The organism is Frigoribacterium sp. CFBP 13605 (genome assembly GCF_014839405.1).
In the GTDB taxonomy this organism is placed as follows: domain Bacteria; phylum Actinomycetota; class Actinomycetes; order Actinomycetales; family Microbacteriaceae; genus Frigoribacterium.
The window spans coordinates 12,669-30,608 of sequence record NZ_JACYNS010000001.1; the positions used below are offsets into that span (position 1 = coordinate 12,669).

The window sequence follows — 17,940 nt, forward strand, 5'->3', positions numbered from 1 at the left end:
GGTCGATCGTCGGTGATGCCCGACCGAACGCCCCGGGTCGGCGTCCTGGCCCTGCAAGGCGATTTCCGTGAACACCTGGCCGTCCTGACCTCGCTGGGGGCCGAGGCCGTCCCCGTACGCCGAGCCTCCGAGCTCGACGAGATCGACGGTCTCGTGATCCCGGGCGGCGAGTCCAGCGTCATGGACAAGCTGTCGCGGACGTTCGACCTGGACGGGCCGCTCCGACGGGCGATCGGCTCGGGGTTGCCCGTATACGGCACCTGCGCCGGTCTCATCATGCTCGCGGACCGCATCGTCGACGGCATCCCCGGCCAGCAGAGCATCGGGGGCCTCGACGTCTCGGTCCGGCGCAACGCGTTCGGCTCGCAGACCGACTCGTTCGAGACCGACGTCCACGTCCCCGTGCTCGACGGTCCACCCGTGCACGCGGTCTTCATCCGTGCCCCGGTGGTCGACGCGGTCGGGCCGGCCGCGACGGCGATCGGCGTCCTCGAGGACGGCCGGGTCGTCGCCGTCGAGCAAGGTCCTCTGATGGGCACCTCGTTCCACCCGGAGGTCACCGACGACCTGCGGTTCCACTCGCGGTTCCTCGACAAGGCCCGCGCGCGGGCGTCGCGGTAGACTCGTCGCGATCCACGTCAGCAGTCTGAAGGAGCACCGTGTCCGGGCATTCCAAGTGGGCAACGACCAAGCACAAGAAGGCCGTCATCGACAGTCGACGTGCCAAGTCGTTCGCCAAGCTCATCAAGAACATCGAGGTCGCGGCCAAGCAGGGCGGGGCCGACATGTCCGGCAACCCCACGCTGGTCGACGCCGTCCAGAAGGCCAAGAAGACCTCGGTCCCCAACGACAACATCGACCGGGCCGTCAAGCGCGGTGCCGGTCTCAGCGGCGAGAGCGTCGACTACCAGACGATCATGTACGAGGGGTACGGCCCCAACGGCGTCGCGTTGTTGATCGAGTGCCTCACCGACAACAAGAACCGCGCGGCCGCCAACGTCCGTACGGTGATGTCGCGCAACGGCGGCACCATGGCCGACCCCGGCAGCGTGGCCTACAACTTCAGCCGCAAGGGCGTCATCGCCGTCATGAAGACGGACGACCTCACCGAAGACGACGTCCTCGCCGCCGTCCTCGACGCCGGAGCCGAAGAGGTCACCGATCGTGGTGAAGGCTTCGAGATCGTCACCGAGGCCTCCGACCTGGTCCCGGCCCGTTCGGCCCTCCAGGACGCCGGCATCGACTACGACTCGGCCGACATCGAGTTCGTGCCCGGGCTCAAGATCGAGGTCGATCTCGAGACGGCACGCAAGGTCTTCCGACTCATCGACGCCCTCGACGACGACGACGACGTGCAGAACGTCTACGCGAACCACGACGTCCCCGCCGACGTGCAGGCCGCGCTCGACGACGAAGAATAGGCCGCCGCGGTGACGCTCCGGGTGCTCGGCATCGACCCCGGGCTCACCCGATGCGGGGTCGGGGTGGTCGAGGTCGACGCCCAGCGGCGTGCGACCCTGGTCGACGTGCAGGTCATCCGCACCGCCCCCGACCTCGCCCTCGAGTTGCGCCTCCTCGCCCTGGGTCGCGGTCTCGAGGCGCTCATCGACGAGCACCGGCCGGACGCCATGGCGATCGAGCGGGTCTTCGCCCAACAGAACGTCCGCAGCGTCATGGGGGTGGCACAGGTCAGCGGCCTCGCCCTGCGTGCCGCAGCCGAACGCGAGATCCCCGTCACTCTGCACACGCCGTCCGAGGTGAAGGCTGCCGTGACCGGGTACGGGTCGGCCGACAAGAAGCAGGTCGGCACGATGGTCGCCCGGTTGCTCGGGCTCGCCGAGGCGCCCCGGCCGGCGGACGCCGCCGACGCCCTGGCGCTGGCCATCTGCCATGCCTGGCGGGGTGCGCCCGTCGCTGCCCGCGCCTCCTCGGGTTCCCTCACGCCGGCCCAGCGAGCGTGGCGCGACGCCGAGAAGTCGGTGCGCACTCCTAGGCTGGGGGCATGATCTCGAGTGTCCGCGGTACCGTCCTGTCCGCGTCCGGCACATCGGTCGTGGTCGAGGTCGGCGGGGTGGGCCTCCGTGTCTCGGTCACCCCACAGCTCGCACTGACGGTCCGCGTCGGCGAGCAGGCGCTCGTCCACACGGCGTTGATCGTCCGAGAAGACGACCTCTCGCTCTTCGGCTTCGCCGACCGCGAAGAACTCGAGGTCTTCGACCTGCTCCGCAGCGTCACCGGCGTCGGTCCGAAGTCGGCCCAGGGCGTCCTGTCGACGCTCACGCCCCACCAGGTCGCCACCGCCGTCGCCGACGACGACGACGCCGCGTTCCGCCGCGTCTCGGGCATCGGGCCGAAGACGGCCAAGCTCATCGTCCTCTCGCTCACCGGCAAGCTCGACGTGGCACCGACCGCGCCGACCGTCACCGCCGCGTCCACGACGGCTGCCGACGTGCTCGTCGCGTTGGTCGGGCTCGGGTGGTCCGACCGTGAGGCGCAGGCCGCCATCGACGCCGTCGTGGCGGACCGTGGCGACGCCGTCGCGGTGGCCGTGCCGCAGTTGCTGCGTGCCGCACTCGGTCACCTCGGTCCGCAGAAGTCCGCCGGGGCCCGAGCGTGAGCGACGACGACCTGACCCGTCCTACGCTCGAGTCCGAGGCCGAGCTGGCCTTCGAAGGGGCGCTGCGGCCCACCTCGCTCGGCGAGTTCGTCGGGCAGTCCAAGGTGCGGGGCCAGCTCGAGCTGCTGCTCAAGGCCGCGACGATGCAGGGCCGCACCCCCGACCACATCCTGCTCGCCGGACCGCCCGGGCTCGGCAAGACGACCCTGGCCATGATCGTGGCCCACGAAGGGGCTCGGCCGTTGCGGATGTCGTCGGGTCCCGCGATCCAGCACGCGGGCGACCTGGCCGCGGTCCTCTCCGCTCTCGTGCCGGGGGAGGTGCTCTTCATCGACGAGATCCATCGCATGGCGCGGCCGGCCGAAGAGATGCTGTACCTCGCGATGGAGGACTACCGGATCGACATCATGGTGGGCAAGGGGGCAGGAGCGACCAGCATCCCCCTCGAGTTGTCGCCCTTCACGCTCGTGGGTGCGACCACCCGCAGCGGGCTGCTGCCCAACCCCCTGCGCGACCGGTTCGGCTTCACGGCGCACCTCGAGTTCTACGACGAGGCCGAGCTGACCGAGGTCCTCCGCCGGGCGGCGTCCCTCCTCGGCATCGTCATCGACGGAGCCGCCCTGGCCGAGATCGCCGGACGGTGCCGGGGCACGCCTCGCATCGCGAACCGCCTGCTCCGACGCGTCCGCGACTACGCGCTCGTCCACGGGCGGGATGCCGACCTGACGACCGTGCGCGAAGCGCTCGATCTCTACGACGTCGATTCGCTGGGGCTCGACCGGCTCGACCGTGAGGTCGTCCGCACGGTCCTGACCCGGTTCGGCGGCGGACCCGTCGGCCTCAACACCCTCGCGGTCTCGGTGGGAGAAGAGGCCGACACGATCGAGTCGGTCGTCGAGCCGTTCCTCGTCCGGGTGGGCCTGCTCACCCGCACGCCGCGGGGACGCATCGCCACTCCCGAGGCCTGGCGGCACTTCGGTCTGGCGCACGCCTCAGGGGCGCTCTTCGGCGATGACCTATAATTCCTGCAGGTCCGAGGCCTTCGCTCGCTGAAGCGAGTCCCGCTCGGCCCACACCCCCAACAGCGAAAGGGAGTTCCGCATGGATCCCGCAACCCTCATCATGGTCCTCCTCCTGGTGGTCCTCGTCGTCTTCATGTTCCGCAACAAGAAGAAGCGCGACCGTCAGCAGGCAGAACTGCAGAACAAGCTCGTCCCCGGCGTCGAGGTCATGCTCTCGTTCGGCGTCTACGGCACCGTCGTCTCCATCGACGACGAGAACAACGTGGCCGAGGTCGAGGTCTCGCCCGGCACCGTCCTCAAGGTCCACCGTCAGACCCTGGGTCGCGTCGTCGAACCGGTCATCGACGAGCCCGTCGCCGACGACGCCGACTCGCTGGCCGACGGCTCCACCGAGCACGACCGCGTCATCGACGACGCTCCCGAGTTCGGTGAACGCGCCACGTCCGCCCCGGTCGACTCGACGGTCGCCAAGGACTCCGACACCAAGGCCTGACCCGACGACCGCCTCGGTCGCCTGGCGCGGCCGGGTCCGATCCACGGCGCGCGCTCCACGTGAGCGCGCGCTCCCATGAGAAAGCAGAGTTCCTCCGTGGCACGCTCGACGCCGGTGAAGAAAGCAATACGATCCCTGACCTGGTTGTTGGTCATCATCGCCGGCCTCACGGCCCTGAACGGCACGGCCACGTTCCTGAACGACTCCGGTCGTGACGGGTGGTGGAACGGAGCGAGTTGGGTGCCCGAACTGGCCCTCGACCTGCAGGGCGGTACGCAGATCACCCTGGCGGCCCAGCTCCAGAGCGGCGAGACGGTGTCGTCGGAGCAGCTGGACCAGGCGGTCACGATCATCCGGCAGCGCATCGACTCGGCCGGCGTCTCGGAATCCGAGATCACCAAGCAGGGCACGCAGAACATCGTCGTGTCCATCCCGGGACGACCCGACAACGCGACCCTCGAACGCATCGAGGCATCGGCCAAGCTGACCTTCCGCCCCGTGCTCTACACCGAGGCGGTCTCGAACGCCGCGGTCGGCGGAGAAGGCGACGGCGCCACGGCCAGCCCGAGCGCCACGCCCTACACCCCCAACCCCGAGCTCGAGAGCACGCCGACCGCGTCCCCGACGAACGCGTCCGACCTGGCCTGGATCACCCCCCAGCTCGCCGACCTCTACCAGAACTACGACTGCGCGGCCGAGAACGACCTGGCCACGGCCCGTGACGACGAGCCACTGGTCACCTGCTCCACCGACGGCACGGCCAAGTACATCCTCGGCCCGGTCGAGGTGCAGGGTTCCGACATCAGCGACGCCACGAACGGCCTCGCCGCCGACTCGCAGGGCAACTCGACGAACACCTGGGCCGTGAACCTCGAGTTCAACGGCCAGGGCACCGACCGGTTCTCCCAGGTCACCTCGCGCCTCGTCTCGTTGCAGGCGCCGCAGAACCAGTTCGCCGTGACCCTCGACAACCAGGTCATCACGGCGCCGTCCGCGAACGCTGCCATCACCGACGGCCGGGCCCAGATCACGGGCCAGTTCACGCAGGACTCCTCGAAGACCCTCGCCGACCAGCTGAAGTTCGGTGCCCTCCCGCTCAGCTTCTCGGTCCAGAGCAACGAGACGATCACCGCGACCCTCGGACAGACCCAGCTGATCAGCGGTCTGATCGCCGGCCTCATCGGCCTGATCCTGGTGGTCATCTACTCGCTGATCCAGTACCGGGCCCTCGCCTTCGTGACCGTCCTGTCGCTGGTCATCGCCGCCGTGCTCACCTACCTCGTGATCGCCATCCTGTCCTGGCGAGAGGGCTACCGCCTCTCGCTGGCGGGGGTGACCGGTCTGATCGTGGCCATCGGCATCACGGCCGACTCATTCATCGTCTACTTCGAACGCATCCGGGACGAACTCCGCGACGGTCGCATCCTCGAGAGCGCCGTCGAATCGGGCTGGAAGCGCGCCATCCGCACGATCATCGCGTCCGACACGGTGAACTTCCTGGCGGCCATCACGCTCTTCATCCTCGCGGTCGGCAACGTCAAGGGCTTCGCGCTCACCCTGGGGATCACCACGGTGATCGACCTGATCGTGGTCTCGCTGTTCACCCACCCCATGCTCCAGCTCATCGCCCGGACGCGGTTCTTCGGCGAGGGCCACTCGTTCAGCGGGCTCAACCCACGCGCCCTCGGTGCCGTCTACCGGGGGCGGGCGCAGTTCCGAACCCCGACCGTCGTCGGCCGCAAGCAAGCGGGCGGTCGCGAGGCCGTCAAGCGTCAGACCATCGCCGAGCGCAAAGCCGCCGAGAAGAACACCGAGCGCGTCGACTCGTCGGCCGCCGGTGAAGGGAAGAAGGACTCCTGATGGCCAGTTTCTCGAAATTCGGCAACGACCTCTACACGGGTGCCCGGTCGTACGACATCGTCGGTCACCGCCGCCGCTGGTACTGGATCGCCGCCCTGGTCATCCTCATCTCGGTCACCGTCCCGTTCCTCCGCGGCGGCTTCCACTTCGGCATCGAGTTCACGGGCGGGTCGGAGTTCCAGGTCGCCCAGCCGGCCGAACTCGACCAGGACGTCGCCACGACGACCGTCGACGAGGTCGTACCCGGTTCGAACCCGCGGGTCACCCAGGTCGGCACCGACACGATCCGTGTGCAGACCTCGCAGCTGGAAGCCGCTCAGACGAACGACGTGGCGGCGGCGTTGGCCACCGCGTACGACGTCCCCGACGATCGAGTGACCTCGTCCTTCATCGGTGCCTCATGGGGTGCCGACATCACGAGCCAGGCCATCAAGGGTCTCGTGATCTTCCTGATCCTCGCCGCGATCGGCATGACGCTGTACTTCCGAACCTGGAAGATGTCGTTGGCCGCCATGGCAGCCCTGCTGCACGACCTCGTGCTGACCGCGGGCATCTACGGCATCGTCGGCTTCGAGGTCACCCCGGCGGCGGTCATCGGCTTCCTGACGATCCTCGGCTACTCGCTCTACGACACCGTGGTGGTGTTCGACAAGATCCGCGAGAACACCGCCGACGACGGCGAGGGCTCACGACGCACGTTCGGACAGTCCGTGAACCTGGCCGTCAACCAGACGTTGGTCCGGTCGATCAACACGTCCGTCGTGGCGCTCCTCCCCGTCGCGGCGATCCTCTTCATCGGGGCATTCGTCCTGGGAGCGGGCACCCTCCGCGACATCTCCCTGGCGCTCTTCATCGGCATCCTGGTCGGTACCTACTCGACGATCTTCATCGCCTCACCGCTCTACGCCACGCTCCGCCTCCGTGAGCCGGACATCGCGAAACGCGATGCCCGCAAGCTCGAGGCACAGAAGACCGAGCCCCTCACCGTCGACGAGACGGTGGGCGCATGATCGGCGACCACCGTCGACCCGAGATCGGGGCCGACGCCGCCATCGACGCCCTGTCCGACGGCACCTACGTGCTCGACGTCCGAGAACCGCACGAATGGGATGAAGGTCATGCGCCCGGCGCGACGTCCATCCCACTGTCCGAGCTGAACGAACGGGTCGGGGAGGTCCCCACCGACCGCCCCGTCCTCGTCGTCTGCCACTCCGGCATGCGGTCGGCTCGCGCAACGGACGCCCTCCGAGGCGTCGGCGTGGACGCCCGCAACGTCGTCGGTGGGATGCTCGCCTGGCGGGACGCGGGGGGCACGGTCGTGGCAGACGACGGCCGCCCCGGGGCGTCGGTCGACTGACGGCCGACGGGTACCCTTGACCCCACGGAGTCCACGTCCGACCACGACGGCCGGCGGTGGCGCTCCGACCCGAGAGAACGAGGTGCAGCCGTGACCGAGATCACCACACGGAACAACTCCGCACCGCCCGAGACGCCCGGCGGTCAGAACACGGCCTCGTTGCGGACGCTCCTGCCTCGACTCTTCTCGCGCAGCCAACCGGCGGGCGCCGTCGACCGCTTGATCAAGACCGTGCGCATGCACCATCCCAAGGCCGACATCGTCATCATCGAGCGGGCCTACTCGGTGGCCGAGAAGGCGCACACGGGGCAACTGCGCAAGAGCGGCGAACCGTACATCACCCATCCCGTCGCGGTGGCGCAGATCCTCGCCGATCTGGGCATCGGCGCCAAGACCGTCGCGGCTGCACTGCTGCACGACACCGTCGAGGACACCGACTACACGCTGGCGATGCTGCAGCGCGACTTCGGGGACGAGATCGCGATGCTCGTCGACGGGGTCACCAAGCTCGACAAGCTGAAGTACGGCGACAGCGCTCAGGCCGAGACCGTCCGGAAGATGGTCGTGGCCATGTCGAAAGACATCCGGGTCCTCGTCATCAAGCTCGCCGACCGGCTGCACAACGCTCGGACCTGGGGTTTCGTCGAGTCGGCGTCAGCGACCCGCAAGGCCACCGAGACCCTCGAGATCTACGCCCCCCTGGCGCACCGGCTCGGCATCCAGACCATCAAATGGGAGCTCGAGGACCTCTCGTTCGCGGTGCTCCACCCCAAGCTCTACGTCGAGATCGACAACCTGGTCAAACAGCGCACGCCGCAACGCGAGCAGTTCGTGCAGAACGTCATCAACGCCGTCAAGTCCGACCTCAAGTCGACGAAGATCCGCGGCGACGTCATGGGTCGGCCCAAGCAGTACTACTCGATCTACCAGAAGATGATCGTCCGGGGTCGGGAGTTCGACGAGATCTACGACCTCGTCGGCATCCGCATCCTCGTCAACTCGCTCCGCGACTGCTACGCGGTGTTGGGCTCGATCCACGCCCGCTGGAACCCGATCCCCGGCCGCTTCAAGGACTACATCGCCACGCCGAAGTTCAACCTGTACCAGTCGCTGCACACGACCGTGATCGGTCCCAAGGGACGTCCCGTCGAGATCCAGATCCGCACGCACGAGATGCACCAGCGGGCCGAGTTCGGCGTGGCCGCCCACTGGAAGTACAAGCAGCGCATGAACGGCGGGCGCGACGACCAGGGCGGAGCGAAGACCGAGACCGACATGGCCTGGCTCGCCCACATCTCGGACTGGCAGGCCGAGACGGCGGACCCCAGTGAGTTCCTGGACAGCCTCCGTTTCGAGATCGGCGCGAAGGAGGTCTACGTCTTCACGCCTCAGGGCAAGGTCATCGGCCTGCCGTCGGGAGCGACCCCGGTCGACTTCGCCTACGCCGTGCACACCGAGGTCGGACACCGCACGATGGGCGCCAAGGTCAACGGTCGCCTCGTGCCCCTCGAGAGCGTCCTGTCGAGTGGCGACGTCGTCGAGGTCTTCACCTCGAAGAACCCCGACTCGGGGCCGAGCCAGGACTGGCTCGCCTTCGTCAAGAGCCCCCGCGCCCGGAACAAGATCAGGCAGTGGTTCACGAAAGAACGCCGCGACGAGGCCATGGAGCAGGGCAAGGACGCCATCGCCCGTGCCATGCGGAAGCAGAACCTGCCGCTCCAGAAGCTGATGACACAGGACAGCATCGCCGAAGTCGCCGCCACCATGCGGTACGACGACGTGTCGAGTCTCTACGCGGCCGTCGGCGAGGGCCACATCTCGACCCAGTCCGTCATCGAGAAGATCCTCGCCGCGGTCCACACGCAGACCGAGGTCGACGAAGGCGAGTTCGAGTTCCCCAGCCAAGGTCGAGCTCGGCCGTTGCGCAACAGCGACTCGGGCGTGCTGGTCCGAGGGGCCCCGGACATCCTGGTGAAACTCGCCAAGTGCTGCACTCCCGTGCCGGGCGACCAGATCGTCGGATTCGTGACCCGAGGCCAGGGCGTCAGCGTCCACCAGGCGAACTGCCACAACGTCCAGGGCCTGTTGAAAGAGCCCGAGCGGATGATCGAGGTCGAATGGGCTCCGTCGTCCAAGAGCGTGTTCATGGTGCAGATCCAGATCGAGGCCCTCGATCGCAGCGGATTGCTGTCGGACGTCACCCGGGTCCTGAGCGAGCACCACGTCAACATCCTGTCGGCGAGCGTCTCGACCTCTGACGAACGCCTGGCCCTCAGCCGCTTCGTGTTCGAGATGGGGGACACCACCCACCTCGATCGCGTCCTGAACGCGGTCCGACGCATCGACGCCGTGTACGACGTCTACCGGGTCAGCGCCGGCTGAGACGCTGCCTCCGCCGACCGACCGGGTGCGTCTGCGTCTCGTCGCACCTCGTCATCGGCGCGGGCCGCGTCGGCGACGACTGGACAGACTCGATCGAGTCGCTCCACGGTCCGCGTTCGGTGGGGGAGCCGTCCACGTCGATCGAGGACGGCGATCGCGTCGGCGTACGTCACGCCCTGCTGAGACGCGACGTCCCGCGCGGCCGTCTCGTCCTCAGACGCCCAGCCCTCACAGCGAGCGAGGTCGACGACGGTCCGGGCCGGTGTGGTGACGGCCACACCATGGACGGTGACGATCTCGCCCTCGTCGATGACGACCTGTCGGACGATCGAACCCCGACCACGATGCTTCACCCGCGCCGGCGACACCACCAGACCCGAGTGGGGGAGTGGTGCCGGGCCTCGGGCACCCCAGACCCAGGCGGCACTCCGTTCGGCCGCGACGACTCCGGCGCCGAGGGCGATCCCGATCGCGATCGCCCGGCCCCCGGCGTCGTCGATCTCGGCGACGCTGCGCCACGAGCCACCGACCGCGTAGACCTGCCCGTCCAGTGCAGCCGCACGCAGTTCGGGTTCGGGCAGGTCGTCGTGGGTCAGGACCAGGGGGAGACGAGCAGGCATGCACCCAGCCTGGCCGACCCTGCCGACGACGACGAACCGCCCGGCCCTCCCTGTGGAGAATCGGACGGTTCGCGACGTCGGTGGGCGGTCGGCCCCTGACGGTCAGCCCAGGGCGTCGAGCCAGACCTTCCGGGCGTCCAGAGCTTCACGAGCCTCTCTGACACGACGAGCGTCGCCGCTGGCCTCGGCCGTCGCGAGTTCGTCCTCGAGCTTGCTGATGGCGTCGTGCAGTTGGCTCGCGAGCCCCTGGGACCGTGCCTGGCGTTCGGGGTTGTTCTTCTCCCAGAACTGCTCGTCGAGCTGACGCACGTGGGACTCGACCTTGCGGAGGCGATCCTCGACCACCCGGACCTGCTCGCGAGGAACGCGACCGATCTCGTCCCATCGCAGCTGGATCGAGGTGAGGGCCTCGCGCGCCGGGACCCGGTCCGTGACCGTCAGGATCTTCTCGGCCTCGGTGAGCAGCTCGAGTTTCTGTTCGAGGTTGCCCTCGTACTCGGCGGTGTCCTGCGCGACGACCTCGGACTTGGCTGCGTAGAGGACGTCGCCTGCACGCTTGAACTTCGCCCAGAGGGCGTCGTCGTACTTCTTCCCGGCGCGGCCGGCGCGCTTCCAGTCGTCGAGCAGCCCCCGGTAGGCCGAGATGCCGTCGACACCCTTCGGCGCCAGGGCCTCGGCCGATTCGACGAGGGCTTGCTTGCGCTGACGAGCGTCACGGTGGGTCGCGTCGAGTTCGGCGTAGAAGGCCTTGCGGTGCTGGTCGATGGTGGTGCGCGCAGCACGGAATCGTTTCCAGAGGTCGTTGCCCTCGCCCTTCGGGATGCGAGGACCGTCCTGTTGATGCTTCTGCCACCGGGCGAAGATGTCGTCGAGGGTGGCCGTGACCTGCTTCCACTGGACGCGGGCGGGGTCCTGGGCCGCCAGGGCCTCGGCCTCCGTGACGAGAGCGGTGCGGTAGGCGACCGCTTCGGTGAGGGCCTTCTGTGCCTCGGCGCTCTGCTGTTGCGTCAGCTCGTCGACCGTGGAGTCGAGTGCCGACACCCGAAGGCGCAGGGCCTCGAGATCCCCGACCGCGCTCGGTTCGACGAGCTGCTCGCGCAGGTGGGTGACCGTCTTGACGACGTCGCCCGCCGATGCGCCGCGTTTGATGCGCTGCTCGAGCAACGTCACCTGCCCGGCGAGTTCGATGAACTTGCGTTCGTAGTACGCGAGAGCCTCGGCGGGCGTCGCGTCGGGGTACTGCCCCACGGCGCGTTCGCCGTCGCCCTCGCGGACGTAGACCGTGCCGTCGTCGGCGACGCGGCCCCAGGGTGCCTGATCGTCAGTAGCCACTTTTATCCCTTGCTGAACGTGCTCGTCGCGGGACCAGGACAGGCCACCACGATGGGTGCTCAGCCTATTGCACAGCGGACGGCGGCGGACTACTCGATGGTCGCGCCCGTGATCGTCGTCGGCACGACGGGAGCGCCGTCGGTCTCGCTCGTACCGGGAGTCAGGCCCGCGTCCGTGATCTGCGCCTCGAGCTGGTCGAGTCCGCTCGTGACGCGTCCGACCACGGTGTAACCACCCGTCGAGCCGTCGAGGGTGGTGTCGCCGTAGGTGATGAAGAACTGCGTCGACTGCGAGTACGGATCGGTGCTCCGAGCCATGGCGATCGTCCCCGTCGGGTACACGCCGTCCGACGGGACGTTCTCGAGTGGGCCGAAGGTGAAACCGGCGTCGCCCGTCCCGTCGCCGTTGGCGGACCCGCACTGGATGAACTTCGCCGTCGCGGCGTCGCTCATGCGGTGGCAGGTCGTCCCCGTGTAGAAGCCCTTCTGGATGAGGTCGATGACGACGCTCGACGCCTGCGGGGCCTTCGCCCCGTCCAGTTCGATCCCGAGCTCGACGCCGTCGTTGAGCGTGAGGCCGCCCGTCCAGGAGCGGCCGTCGGCGATCGCCTCGCTGGGCACGTCCCCGACGTTCTCGCCGGCGGCGGGCGTCGAGGAGGCGCTGGGCGCGTCAGACGGAGCGGCCGCGGGGGCACCGGGACCGCTGGTCGACCAGAACACCTCGGACACGGCCGCGACTCCGACCACGACCACGACGGCGGTCACGGCGAGGACGTTGTCCCGACGGCGTCGGGCGACCTGCGTCGCGTGCACCTGCTGACGAGCGGTGTACCTGCGGAGCCGGTCCCGGCTCTCACGGTCCGGGTTCTTGCTCGGTGCCACGGGTCCTCCAGCTCGGTGATGTCCAGCCTGCACTGTATCGGAGGGCCGGTCTAGCATGGGTCACCATGAGCCCGCTCCCGCAGAGCTCGACCCCTCTCGCGGTCCGCATGCGTCCCACCACCCTCGACGAGGTCGCCGGTCAACGGCACCTCTTGCGGCCCGGCTCGCCTCTGGTCACCCTGGCGTCCGACACGGGTGCCGACCAGGGGGCCGTCTCCGTCATCCTCTGGGGTCCGCCGGGTACGGGGAAGACCACCCTCGCCCAGGCCATCGCCCGCAGCTCCGGCCGACAGTTCATCGAGCTGTCAGCCGTGACCGCGGGAGTCAAGGACGTCCGACAGGTGATGGAGAAGGCCCTGTCGAACCGGGACCTCTACGGCACGACGACCGTGCTCTTCCTCGACGAGATCCATCGCTTCACCAAGGCGCAGCAGGACGCCCTGCTGCCCGGCGTCGAGAACGGCTGGGTCATCCTCATCGCCGCCACCACCGAGAACCCGTCCTTCTCGGTCATCACGCCTCTGCTGTCCCGTTCGCTCCTGCTGACGCTCGAACAGCTCAGCGACGACGACCTGGCCCAGTTGGTTCAGCGGGCGGTCGGCGACCCCCGCGGTCTCGACGGATCCGTGCGCCTCGACGACGAAGCCCTGGCCACCATCGTCCGACTGGCCTCCGGTGACGCCCGACGTGCGCTCACGGCCCTCGAGGCGTCCGCCCAGTCGGCGTGGGCCACGAAGCTCGAGGCCGACGCGGTGCCGACGGCCTCGGCCGACGACGCGTCCGACGCCGACTTCGACCCCGACGCCGAGTACGACGAGAACGATCCCGACGACGACCGTCCGACGATCACGTCGGAGATCGTCGCCCAGTCGGTCGACCGGGCGTTGCTGCGGTACGACCGCAACGGCGACGAGCACTACGACGTCATCAGCGCCTTCATCAAGTCCATCCGGGGGTCCGACGTCGACGCGTCGCTCCATTACCTCGCCCGCATGATCGAGGCGGGTGAGGACCCCCGCTTCATCTGCCGTCGGATCATCGTGTCGGCCGGTGAAGACATCGGCATGGCCGATCCGAACGCACTCACCGTCGCGGTCTCGGCCGCGACCGCCGTGCAGATGATCGGCATGCCCGAGGGACGCATCCCGATGGCCGAGGCCGTCGTCTACCTGGCGACCGCACCCAAGTCGAACCGGTCCTACTCCGCCCTCGACGCCGCGATCGCGGACGTCCGGGCCGGCAAGGCGGGCCGCGTGCCCAAGCACCTGCGCGACGCCCATTACCCCGGGGCCCGACGCCTCGGCCACGGGAAGGGCTACCGCTACGCCCACGACTCCGAGTTCGGGGTGGTCGAGCAGCAGTACCTCCCCGACGAACTCGTCGGCCACGAGTACTACGATCCCACCGCCAACGGCAACGAACGCGACGTGGCGGCCCGTCTCGAGAAGCTGCGCCGGATCACCCGGGGGCACTGACGCCACGATCGCTGGCTGCTCGCATCGGCGCCCGGGCTCCTGTATGCTCGGGGGGTTGCCTGTTCTCGGGCGTCGACGCGCGGCTGCTGACGACGACCCGATCAAGGTGCGACGACCTGTAGCCGGTCGCCACCGCGGCACTCACCCCTCTTGTTACGCCGCCCGGCGCTCGCGCGCTGGGGCGGTCCCTGACGAACCATCGACAAGAAAAAGGAACAAGTGTCCACCAAGTCACGTACCCGCAGCAAGACCCGTCTCTCGCGTGCCCTCGGCATCGCCCTGACCCCGAAGGCTGCTCGTTACCTCGAGAAGCGCCCCTACGCTCCCGGCGAGCACGGCCGCACCAAGCGCAAGACCGACAGCGACTACGCCGTCCGTCTGCGTGAGAAGCAGCGCCTGCGCGCCCAGTACGGCATCCGCGAGGCCCAGCTCAAGATCGTCTTCAACGAGGCTCGCAAGGCTTCGGGCCTGACCGGTGAGAACCTGGTCGAGCTCCTCGAGACCCGTCTCGACGCCCTCGTCCTCCGTGCCGGCTTCGCCCGCACGACGGCCCAGGCCCGTCAGATGGTCGTCCACCGCCACATCCTGGTGGACGGCAAGCTCGTCGACCGCCCGTCGTTCCGCGTCAAGCCGGGTCAGATGATCCACGTCAAGGAGCGCAGCGAGAAGACCGAGCCCTTCCAGGTCGCCGCGGCCGGCGGTCACGTCGACCTGCTGCCCAAGGTGCCCGGTTACCTCGAGGTCGAGATCGACAAGCTGCAGGCCCGCCTCGTGCGTCGCCCGAAGCGCGTCGAGGTCCCGGTGACCTGCGAGGTCCAGCTCGTCGTCGAGTACTACGCCGCGCGCTAGAACTCGTCACCCCGTCAGGAGCGGGCCACGGTCGTGGCCCGCTCCTTTCGCGTTCCCGGGGCCGGGTAAGCTGTCGAGTCGTCGCGCTCGCACGTCGCGGCACCAGCCCCAAGAGGAGTCCCCGTGAAGAGCCTGTTCCTGCTCGCCGTCGGTGTCGTCGGCGGCTTCGCCGTCGCCCACCAGTTCAACAAGACATCTCGGGGTCAGCAGTTCTTCGGCGACCTCGACGGCAACGTGAAGTCGTTCCGTGCCGCCGTGGTCGACGGTTACAAGGCCCGCGAAGCCGAACTGCGTTCCGACCGCGACGAGTCCTGAGTGCGCCGCCGCGCCTCCTCGTCCTGACACACGACCAACCCACCCTCGGGAGAACCATGCAGACCGCCGAAATCCGCCGCCGTTGGCTCGACTACTTCGGCGATCGGGGCCACACCGTCGTCCCGTCCGCGTCCCTGGTCAGCGACGATCCCAGCCTGCTCTTCACGGTCGCGGGCATGGTCCCGTTCATCCCGTACCTCACGGGGCTCGTCCCGACGCCGTACCCGCGTGCCACCAGCGTCCAGAAGTGCATCCGCACCAACGACATCGAAGAGGTCGGCAAGACGCCGCGGCACGGCACGTTCTTCCAGATGAACGGCAACTTCTCGTTCGGCGACTACTTCAAGGAAGAGGCGATCGGTTACGCCTGGGAGCTCCTGACCTCGAGCGAGGCCGACGGAGGACTCGCGTTCTCGCCCGACGACCTCTGGGTGACGGTGTACGAAGAGGACGACGAGGCCATCGCCCTCTGGAAGAAGGTCGCCGGTCTGCCCGACGAGCGCATCCAGCGACTCGGCAAGGACTCCAACTACTGGCACACCGGCCAGCCGGGGCCCGCAGGTCCGTGCTCGGAGATCTTCTTCGACCGTGGTCCCGCCTACGGTGCCGACGGTGGCCCGGCGACGGACGACGACCGTTACGTCGAGATCTGGAACCTCGTGTTCATGCAGTACCAGATCGAGAACGTGCGCTCGAAGGTCGACTTCGACATCGTCCGCGAGCTGCCGAACAAGAACATCGACACCGGCATGGGTCTCGAGCGCGTGGCGTTCCTCAAGCAGGGCGTCGACAACATGTACGAGATCGACCAGGTGCGCCCCGTCCTCGACAAGGCCGCCGAGCTGTCGGGACGGCGATACGGAGCCGTCCACGACGACGACGTGCGGATGCGGGTCATCGCCGACCACGTCCGCAGTTCGCTCATGTTGATGTCCGACGGGGTCCGCCCGTCCAACGAGGGTCGGGGCTACATCCTCCGCCGCCTCCTGCGCCGCACGGTCCGGTCGATGCGCTTGCTCGGCGTCGACGGCCCCACGTTCCCCTCGCTCTTCCCCGAGTCCCGCGACGCGATGAAGGCCGCCTACCCCGAGGTCGAGACCGACTACGAGCGCATCTCGCGCCTGGCCTACGCCGAGGAGGAGACCTTCCTCCGCACCCTGGCCGCCGGGACTAACATCCTCGACATCGCCGTCGACGACACGAAGCAGCGTGCCTCGGCGGGCACGACCCCGCAGCTGCAGGGCGACACGGCGTTCCTCCTGCACGACACCTTCGGGTTCCCCATCGACCTGACGCTCGAGATCGCGGAAGAGAGCGGTCTGACGGTCGATCGCGAGGCATTCGACCGACTCATGTCCGAGCAGCGTGCCCGGGCGAAGGCCGATGCCAAGTCCCGGAAGGTGGCCCTGGCCGACCTGAGCGTCTACAGCGCGTTCAGGGCCCAGGGCGAGACGGTCTTCACCGGCTACGACGAGCTCGACACCGAGACGCGCGTGCTGGGCCTGATCGTCGACGGGGCCGACGTCGACCGGGCAGTGGCGGGTGACATCGCCGAGGTGATCCTCGCCGAGACCTCTCTGTACGCCGAGTCCGGCGGTCAAGAAGCCGACTCGGGCCGCATCGTCGGCGTGGGCTTCGACCTCGAGGTCCTCGACGTGCAGAAGCCCGTCAAGGGGCTGATCAGCCACCGCGTCCAGGTGACGTCCGGCGAGGTGGGGGTCGGCGACACGGCGACCAGCGTGGTCGACCCGGCCTACCGCCGCGGCGCGACGCAGGCGCATTCGGCGACGCACCTGATCCACGCCGCCCTCCGGGAGGTGCTCGGCCCGGAGGCGCACCAGGCGGGGTCGTACAACAAGGCCGGATACATGCGGCTCGACTTCAACTGGAACCAGGCGCTGAGCCCGCAGACACGCTCCGAGATCGAGGAGATCGCGAACAACGCCATCCGCGACGACCTGCAGGTCGTCACCCGCGAGATGCCCCTCGACGACGCCCGCGCGCTGGGCGCCATGGCGCTGTTCGGTGAGAAGTACGGCGAGACGGTCCGCATGGTCGACATCGGTGGTCCCTGGTCGCGCGAGCTCTGCGCGGGCACCCACGTCTCGACCAGCTCGCAGGTCGGCCTCATCAACCTCGTCAGCGAGAGCTCGGTGGGGTCGACCAACCGCCGCGTCGAGTCCCTCGTCGGCATGGACGCATTCCGTGACTTCGCCGCCGAGCGGGCTCTCGTGTCCCAACTGACCTCGTCGCTCAAGACTCCCCGTGATCAGCTGGCCGACCGCATCGGCGACCTGGTCACGAGCCTCCGGACGGCAGAGAAGAAGATCGCCGAGTTCGAGTCCGCCCGCCTCGCCACCCGCGTCCCGGCGCTGGCCGAGACGGCGAGTCGGATCGGCGACCTCACGGTCGTCGCCGAATCGGTCGGGTCGCTCGCTTCGACCGACGACCTGCGGTCGCTCGCCCTGTCGGTCCGCGAACGCCTGGGCGCGTCCAGCGCCTCGGTCGTCGCCCTGGCAGCCGACGTCGCGGGCAAGCCCGCCGTGATCGTGGCCACCACGGACGGCGCGCGTCAGGCCGGCGTCAAGGCCGGCCGTCTCGCCAAGGGCGCCGCCGCGGCTCTCGGTGGCGGGGGCGGCGGCAAGGACGACCTCGCCCAGGGCGGCGGATCCGACGTCTCGGCCATCCCCACCGCGCTGGCCGGCATCGTCGCCGAGCTCGGGTCCTGAGGACGCTC

The 17,940-nt window shown here is 68.7% G+C and carries 17 protein-coding genes; 14 read left to right on the forward strand and 3 right to left on the reverse strand.

Going from position 1 to position 17,940, the window contains the following annotated elements:
• Positions 1–15: 15 nt before the first annotated feature.
• The 10 genes from pdxT (at position 16) to IFT36_RS00110 (ending at position 9,731) form a co-directional block, all read left to right on the forward strand.
• On the forward strand, positions 16–621 hold the full coding sequence (gene pdxT, locus IFT36_RS00065) for a pyridoxal 5'-phosphate synthase glutaminase subunit PdxT (protein ID WP_200412152.1): 606 nt from the start codon (positions 16–18) through the stop codon (positions 619–621).
• Between the two features lie 38 nt (positions 622–659).
• Positions 660–1,421 (forward strand): YebC/PmpR family DNA-binding transcriptional regulator, encoded by a 762-nt coding sequence (locus IFT36_RS00070; RefSeq protein WP_056045387.1) that lies wholly within the window; start codon positions 660–662, stop codon positions 1,419–1,421.
• Positions 1,422–1,430: 9 nt separating this feature from the next.
• A complete protein-coding gene (gene ruvC, locus IFT36_RS00075; RefSeq protein WP_043592720.1) occupies positions 1,431–2,006 on the forward strand; it encodes a crossover junction endodeoxyribonuclease RuvC in 576 nt (191 codons plus the stop codon).
• Positions 2,003–2,617, forward strand: coding sequence for a Holliday junction branch migration protein RuvA (gene ruvA / locus IFT36_RS00080; RefSeq protein ID WP_200412153.1), 615 nt, complete (start codon positions 2,003–2,005; stop codon positions 2,615–2,617). Before ruvC ends, ruvA begins: the two co-directional genes overlap by 4 nt.
• Positions 2,614–3,639, forward strand: coding sequence for a Holliday junction branch migration DNA helicase RuvB (gene ruvB, locus IFT36_RS00085; RefSeq protein WP_056045381.1), 1,026 nt, complete (start codon positions 2,614–2,616; stop codon positions 3,637–3,639). Before ruvA ends, ruvB begins: the two co-directional genes overlap by 4 nt.
• Before the next feature lie 79 nt (positions 3,640–3,718).
• Entirely contained in the window at positions 3,719–4,132 is a 414-nt protein-coding gene (locus IFT36_RS00090; protein ID WP_123570108.1) for a preprotein translocase subunit YajC, read from the forward strand.
• Positions 4,133–4,228: 96 nt separating this feature from the next.
• On the forward strand, positions 4,229–5,992 hold the full coding sequence (secD, locus tag IFT36_RS00095; RefSeq protein ID WP_200412154.1) for a protein translocase subunit SecD: 1,764 nt from the start codon (positions 4,229–4,231) through the stop codon (positions 5,990–5,992).
• The gene (gene secF / locus IFT36_RS00100; RefSeq protein WP_123570107.1) at positions 5,992–7,002 is read left to right on the forward strand and encodes a protein translocase subunit SecF; all 1,011 of its coding nucleotides are present in this window, start codon (positions 5,992–5,994) and stop codon (positions 7,000–7,002) included. Before secD ends, secF begins: the two co-directional genes overlap by 1 nt.
• Positions 6,999–7,349, forward strand: coding sequence for a rhodanese-like domain-containing protein (locus IFT36_RS00105; RefSeq protein ID WP_192123612.1), 351 nt, complete (start codon positions 6,999–7,001; stop codon positions 7,347–7,349). The genes secF and IFT36_RS00105 overlap by 4 nt, the downstream gene beginning before the upstream one ends.
• A 237-nt stretch (positions 7,350–7,586) precedes the next feature.
• A complete protein-coding gene (locus IFT36_RS00110; RefSeq protein ID WP_235452715.1) occupies positions 7,587–9,731 on the forward strand; it encodes a RelA/SpoT family protein in 2,145 nt (714 codons plus the stop codon).
• Here IFT36_RS00110 and IFT36_RS00115 read toward each other — a convergent pair.
• From IFT36_RS00115 to IFT36_RS00125, 3 genes are all read right to left on the reverse strand, one after another.
• A complete protein-coding gene (locus IFT36_RS00115) occupies positions 9,710–10,351 on the reverse strand; it encodes a type IV toxin-antitoxin system AbiEi family antitoxin (protein ID WP_200412155.1) in 642 nt (213 codons plus the stop codon). The two genes, IFT36_RS00110 and IFT36_RS00115, sit on opposite strands and share 22 nt — an antisense overlap.
• 102 nt (positions 10,352–10,453) lie before the next feature.
• Positions 10,454–11,683 (reverse strand): DUF349 domain-containing protein, encoded by a 1,230-nt coding sequence (locus tag IFT36_RS00120; protein ID WP_200412156.1) that lies wholly within the window; start codon positions 11,681–11,683, stop codon positions 10,454–10,456.
• 89 nt (positions 11,684–11,772) lie between these two features.
• On the reverse strand, positions 11,773–12,564 hold the full coding sequence (locus IFT36_RS00125) for a peptidylprolyl isomerase (RefSeq protein WP_200412157.1): 792 nt from the start codon (positions 12,562–12,564) through the stop codon (positions 11,773–11,775).
• A 65-nt stretch (positions 12,565–12,629) separates the two neighbouring features.
• Between IFT36_RS00125 and IFT36_RS00130 the strand changes: the two genes are divergently transcribed.
• From IFT36_RS00130 to alaS, 4 genes are all read left to right on the forward strand, one after another.
• Positions 12,630–14,039, forward strand: coding sequence for a replication-associated recombination protein A (locus IFT36_RS00130; protein WP_123570102.1), 1,410 nt, complete (start codon positions 12,630–12,632; stop codon positions 14,037–14,039).
• A gap of 219 nt (positions 14,040–14,258) precedes the next feature.
• Entirely contained in the window at positions 14,259–14,888 is a 630-nt protein-coding gene (gene rpsD, locus IFT36_RS00135) for a 30S ribosomal protein S4 (protein ID WP_043592736.1), read from the forward strand.
• A 123-nt stretch (positions 14,889–15,011) separates the two neighbouring features.
• A complete protein-coding gene (locus tag IFT36_RS00140; RefSeq protein ID WP_056045353.1) occupies positions 15,012–15,203 on the forward strand; it encodes a hypothetical protein in 192 nt (63 codons plus the stop codon).
• A gap of 56 nt (positions 15,204–15,259) precedes the next feature.
• The gene (alaS, locus tag IFT36_RS00145) at positions 15,260–17,932 is read left to right on the forward strand and encodes an alanine--tRNA ligase (RefSeq protein ID WP_056045351.1); all 2,673 of its coding nucleotides are present in this window, start codon (positions 15,260–15,262) and stop codon (positions 17,930–17,932) included.
• Positions 17,933–17,940: the final 8 nt, after the last annotated feature.

Excerpts from the sequence above, each read along its gene's own strand:
- IFT36_RS00105 (WP_192123612.1), top strand. The coding sequence starts at position 6,999 with ATGATCGGCGACCACCGTCGACCCGAGATCGGGGCCGACGCCGCCATC.
- IFT36_RS00130 (WP_123570102.1), top strand. The coding sequence starts at position 12,630 with ATGAGCCCGCTCCCGCAGAGCTCGACCCCTCTCGCGGTCCGCATGCGT.
- IFT36_RS00090 (WP_123570108.1), top strand. The coding sequence starts at position 3,719 with ATGGATCCCGCAACCCTCATCATGGTCCTCCTCCTGGTGGTCCTCGTC.
- alaS (WP_056045351.1), top strand. The coding sequence starts at position 15,260 with ATGCAGACCGCCGAAATCCGCCGCCGTTGGCTCGACTACTTCGGCGAT.
- IFT36_RS00110 (WP_235452715.1), top strand. The coding sequence starts at position 7,587 with ATGCACCATCCCAAGGCCGACATCGTCATCATCGAGCGGGCCTACTCG.
- secF (WP_123570107.1), top strand. The coding sequence starts at position 5,992 with ATGGCCAGTTTCTCGAAATTCGGCAACGACCTCTACACGGGTGCCCGG.
- IFT36_RS00115 (WP_200412155.1), bottom strand. The coding sequence starts at position 10,351 with ATGCCTGCTCGTCTCCCCCTGGTCCTGACCCACGACGACCTGCCCGAA.
- pdxT (WP_200412152.1), top strand. The coding sequence starts at position 16 with ATGCCCGACCGAACGCCCCGGGTCGGCGTCCTGGCCCTGCAAGGCGAT.
- ruvA (WP_200412153.1), top strand. The coding sequence starts at position 2,003 with ATGATCTCGAGTGTCCGCGGTACCGTCCTGTCCGCGTCCGGCACATCG.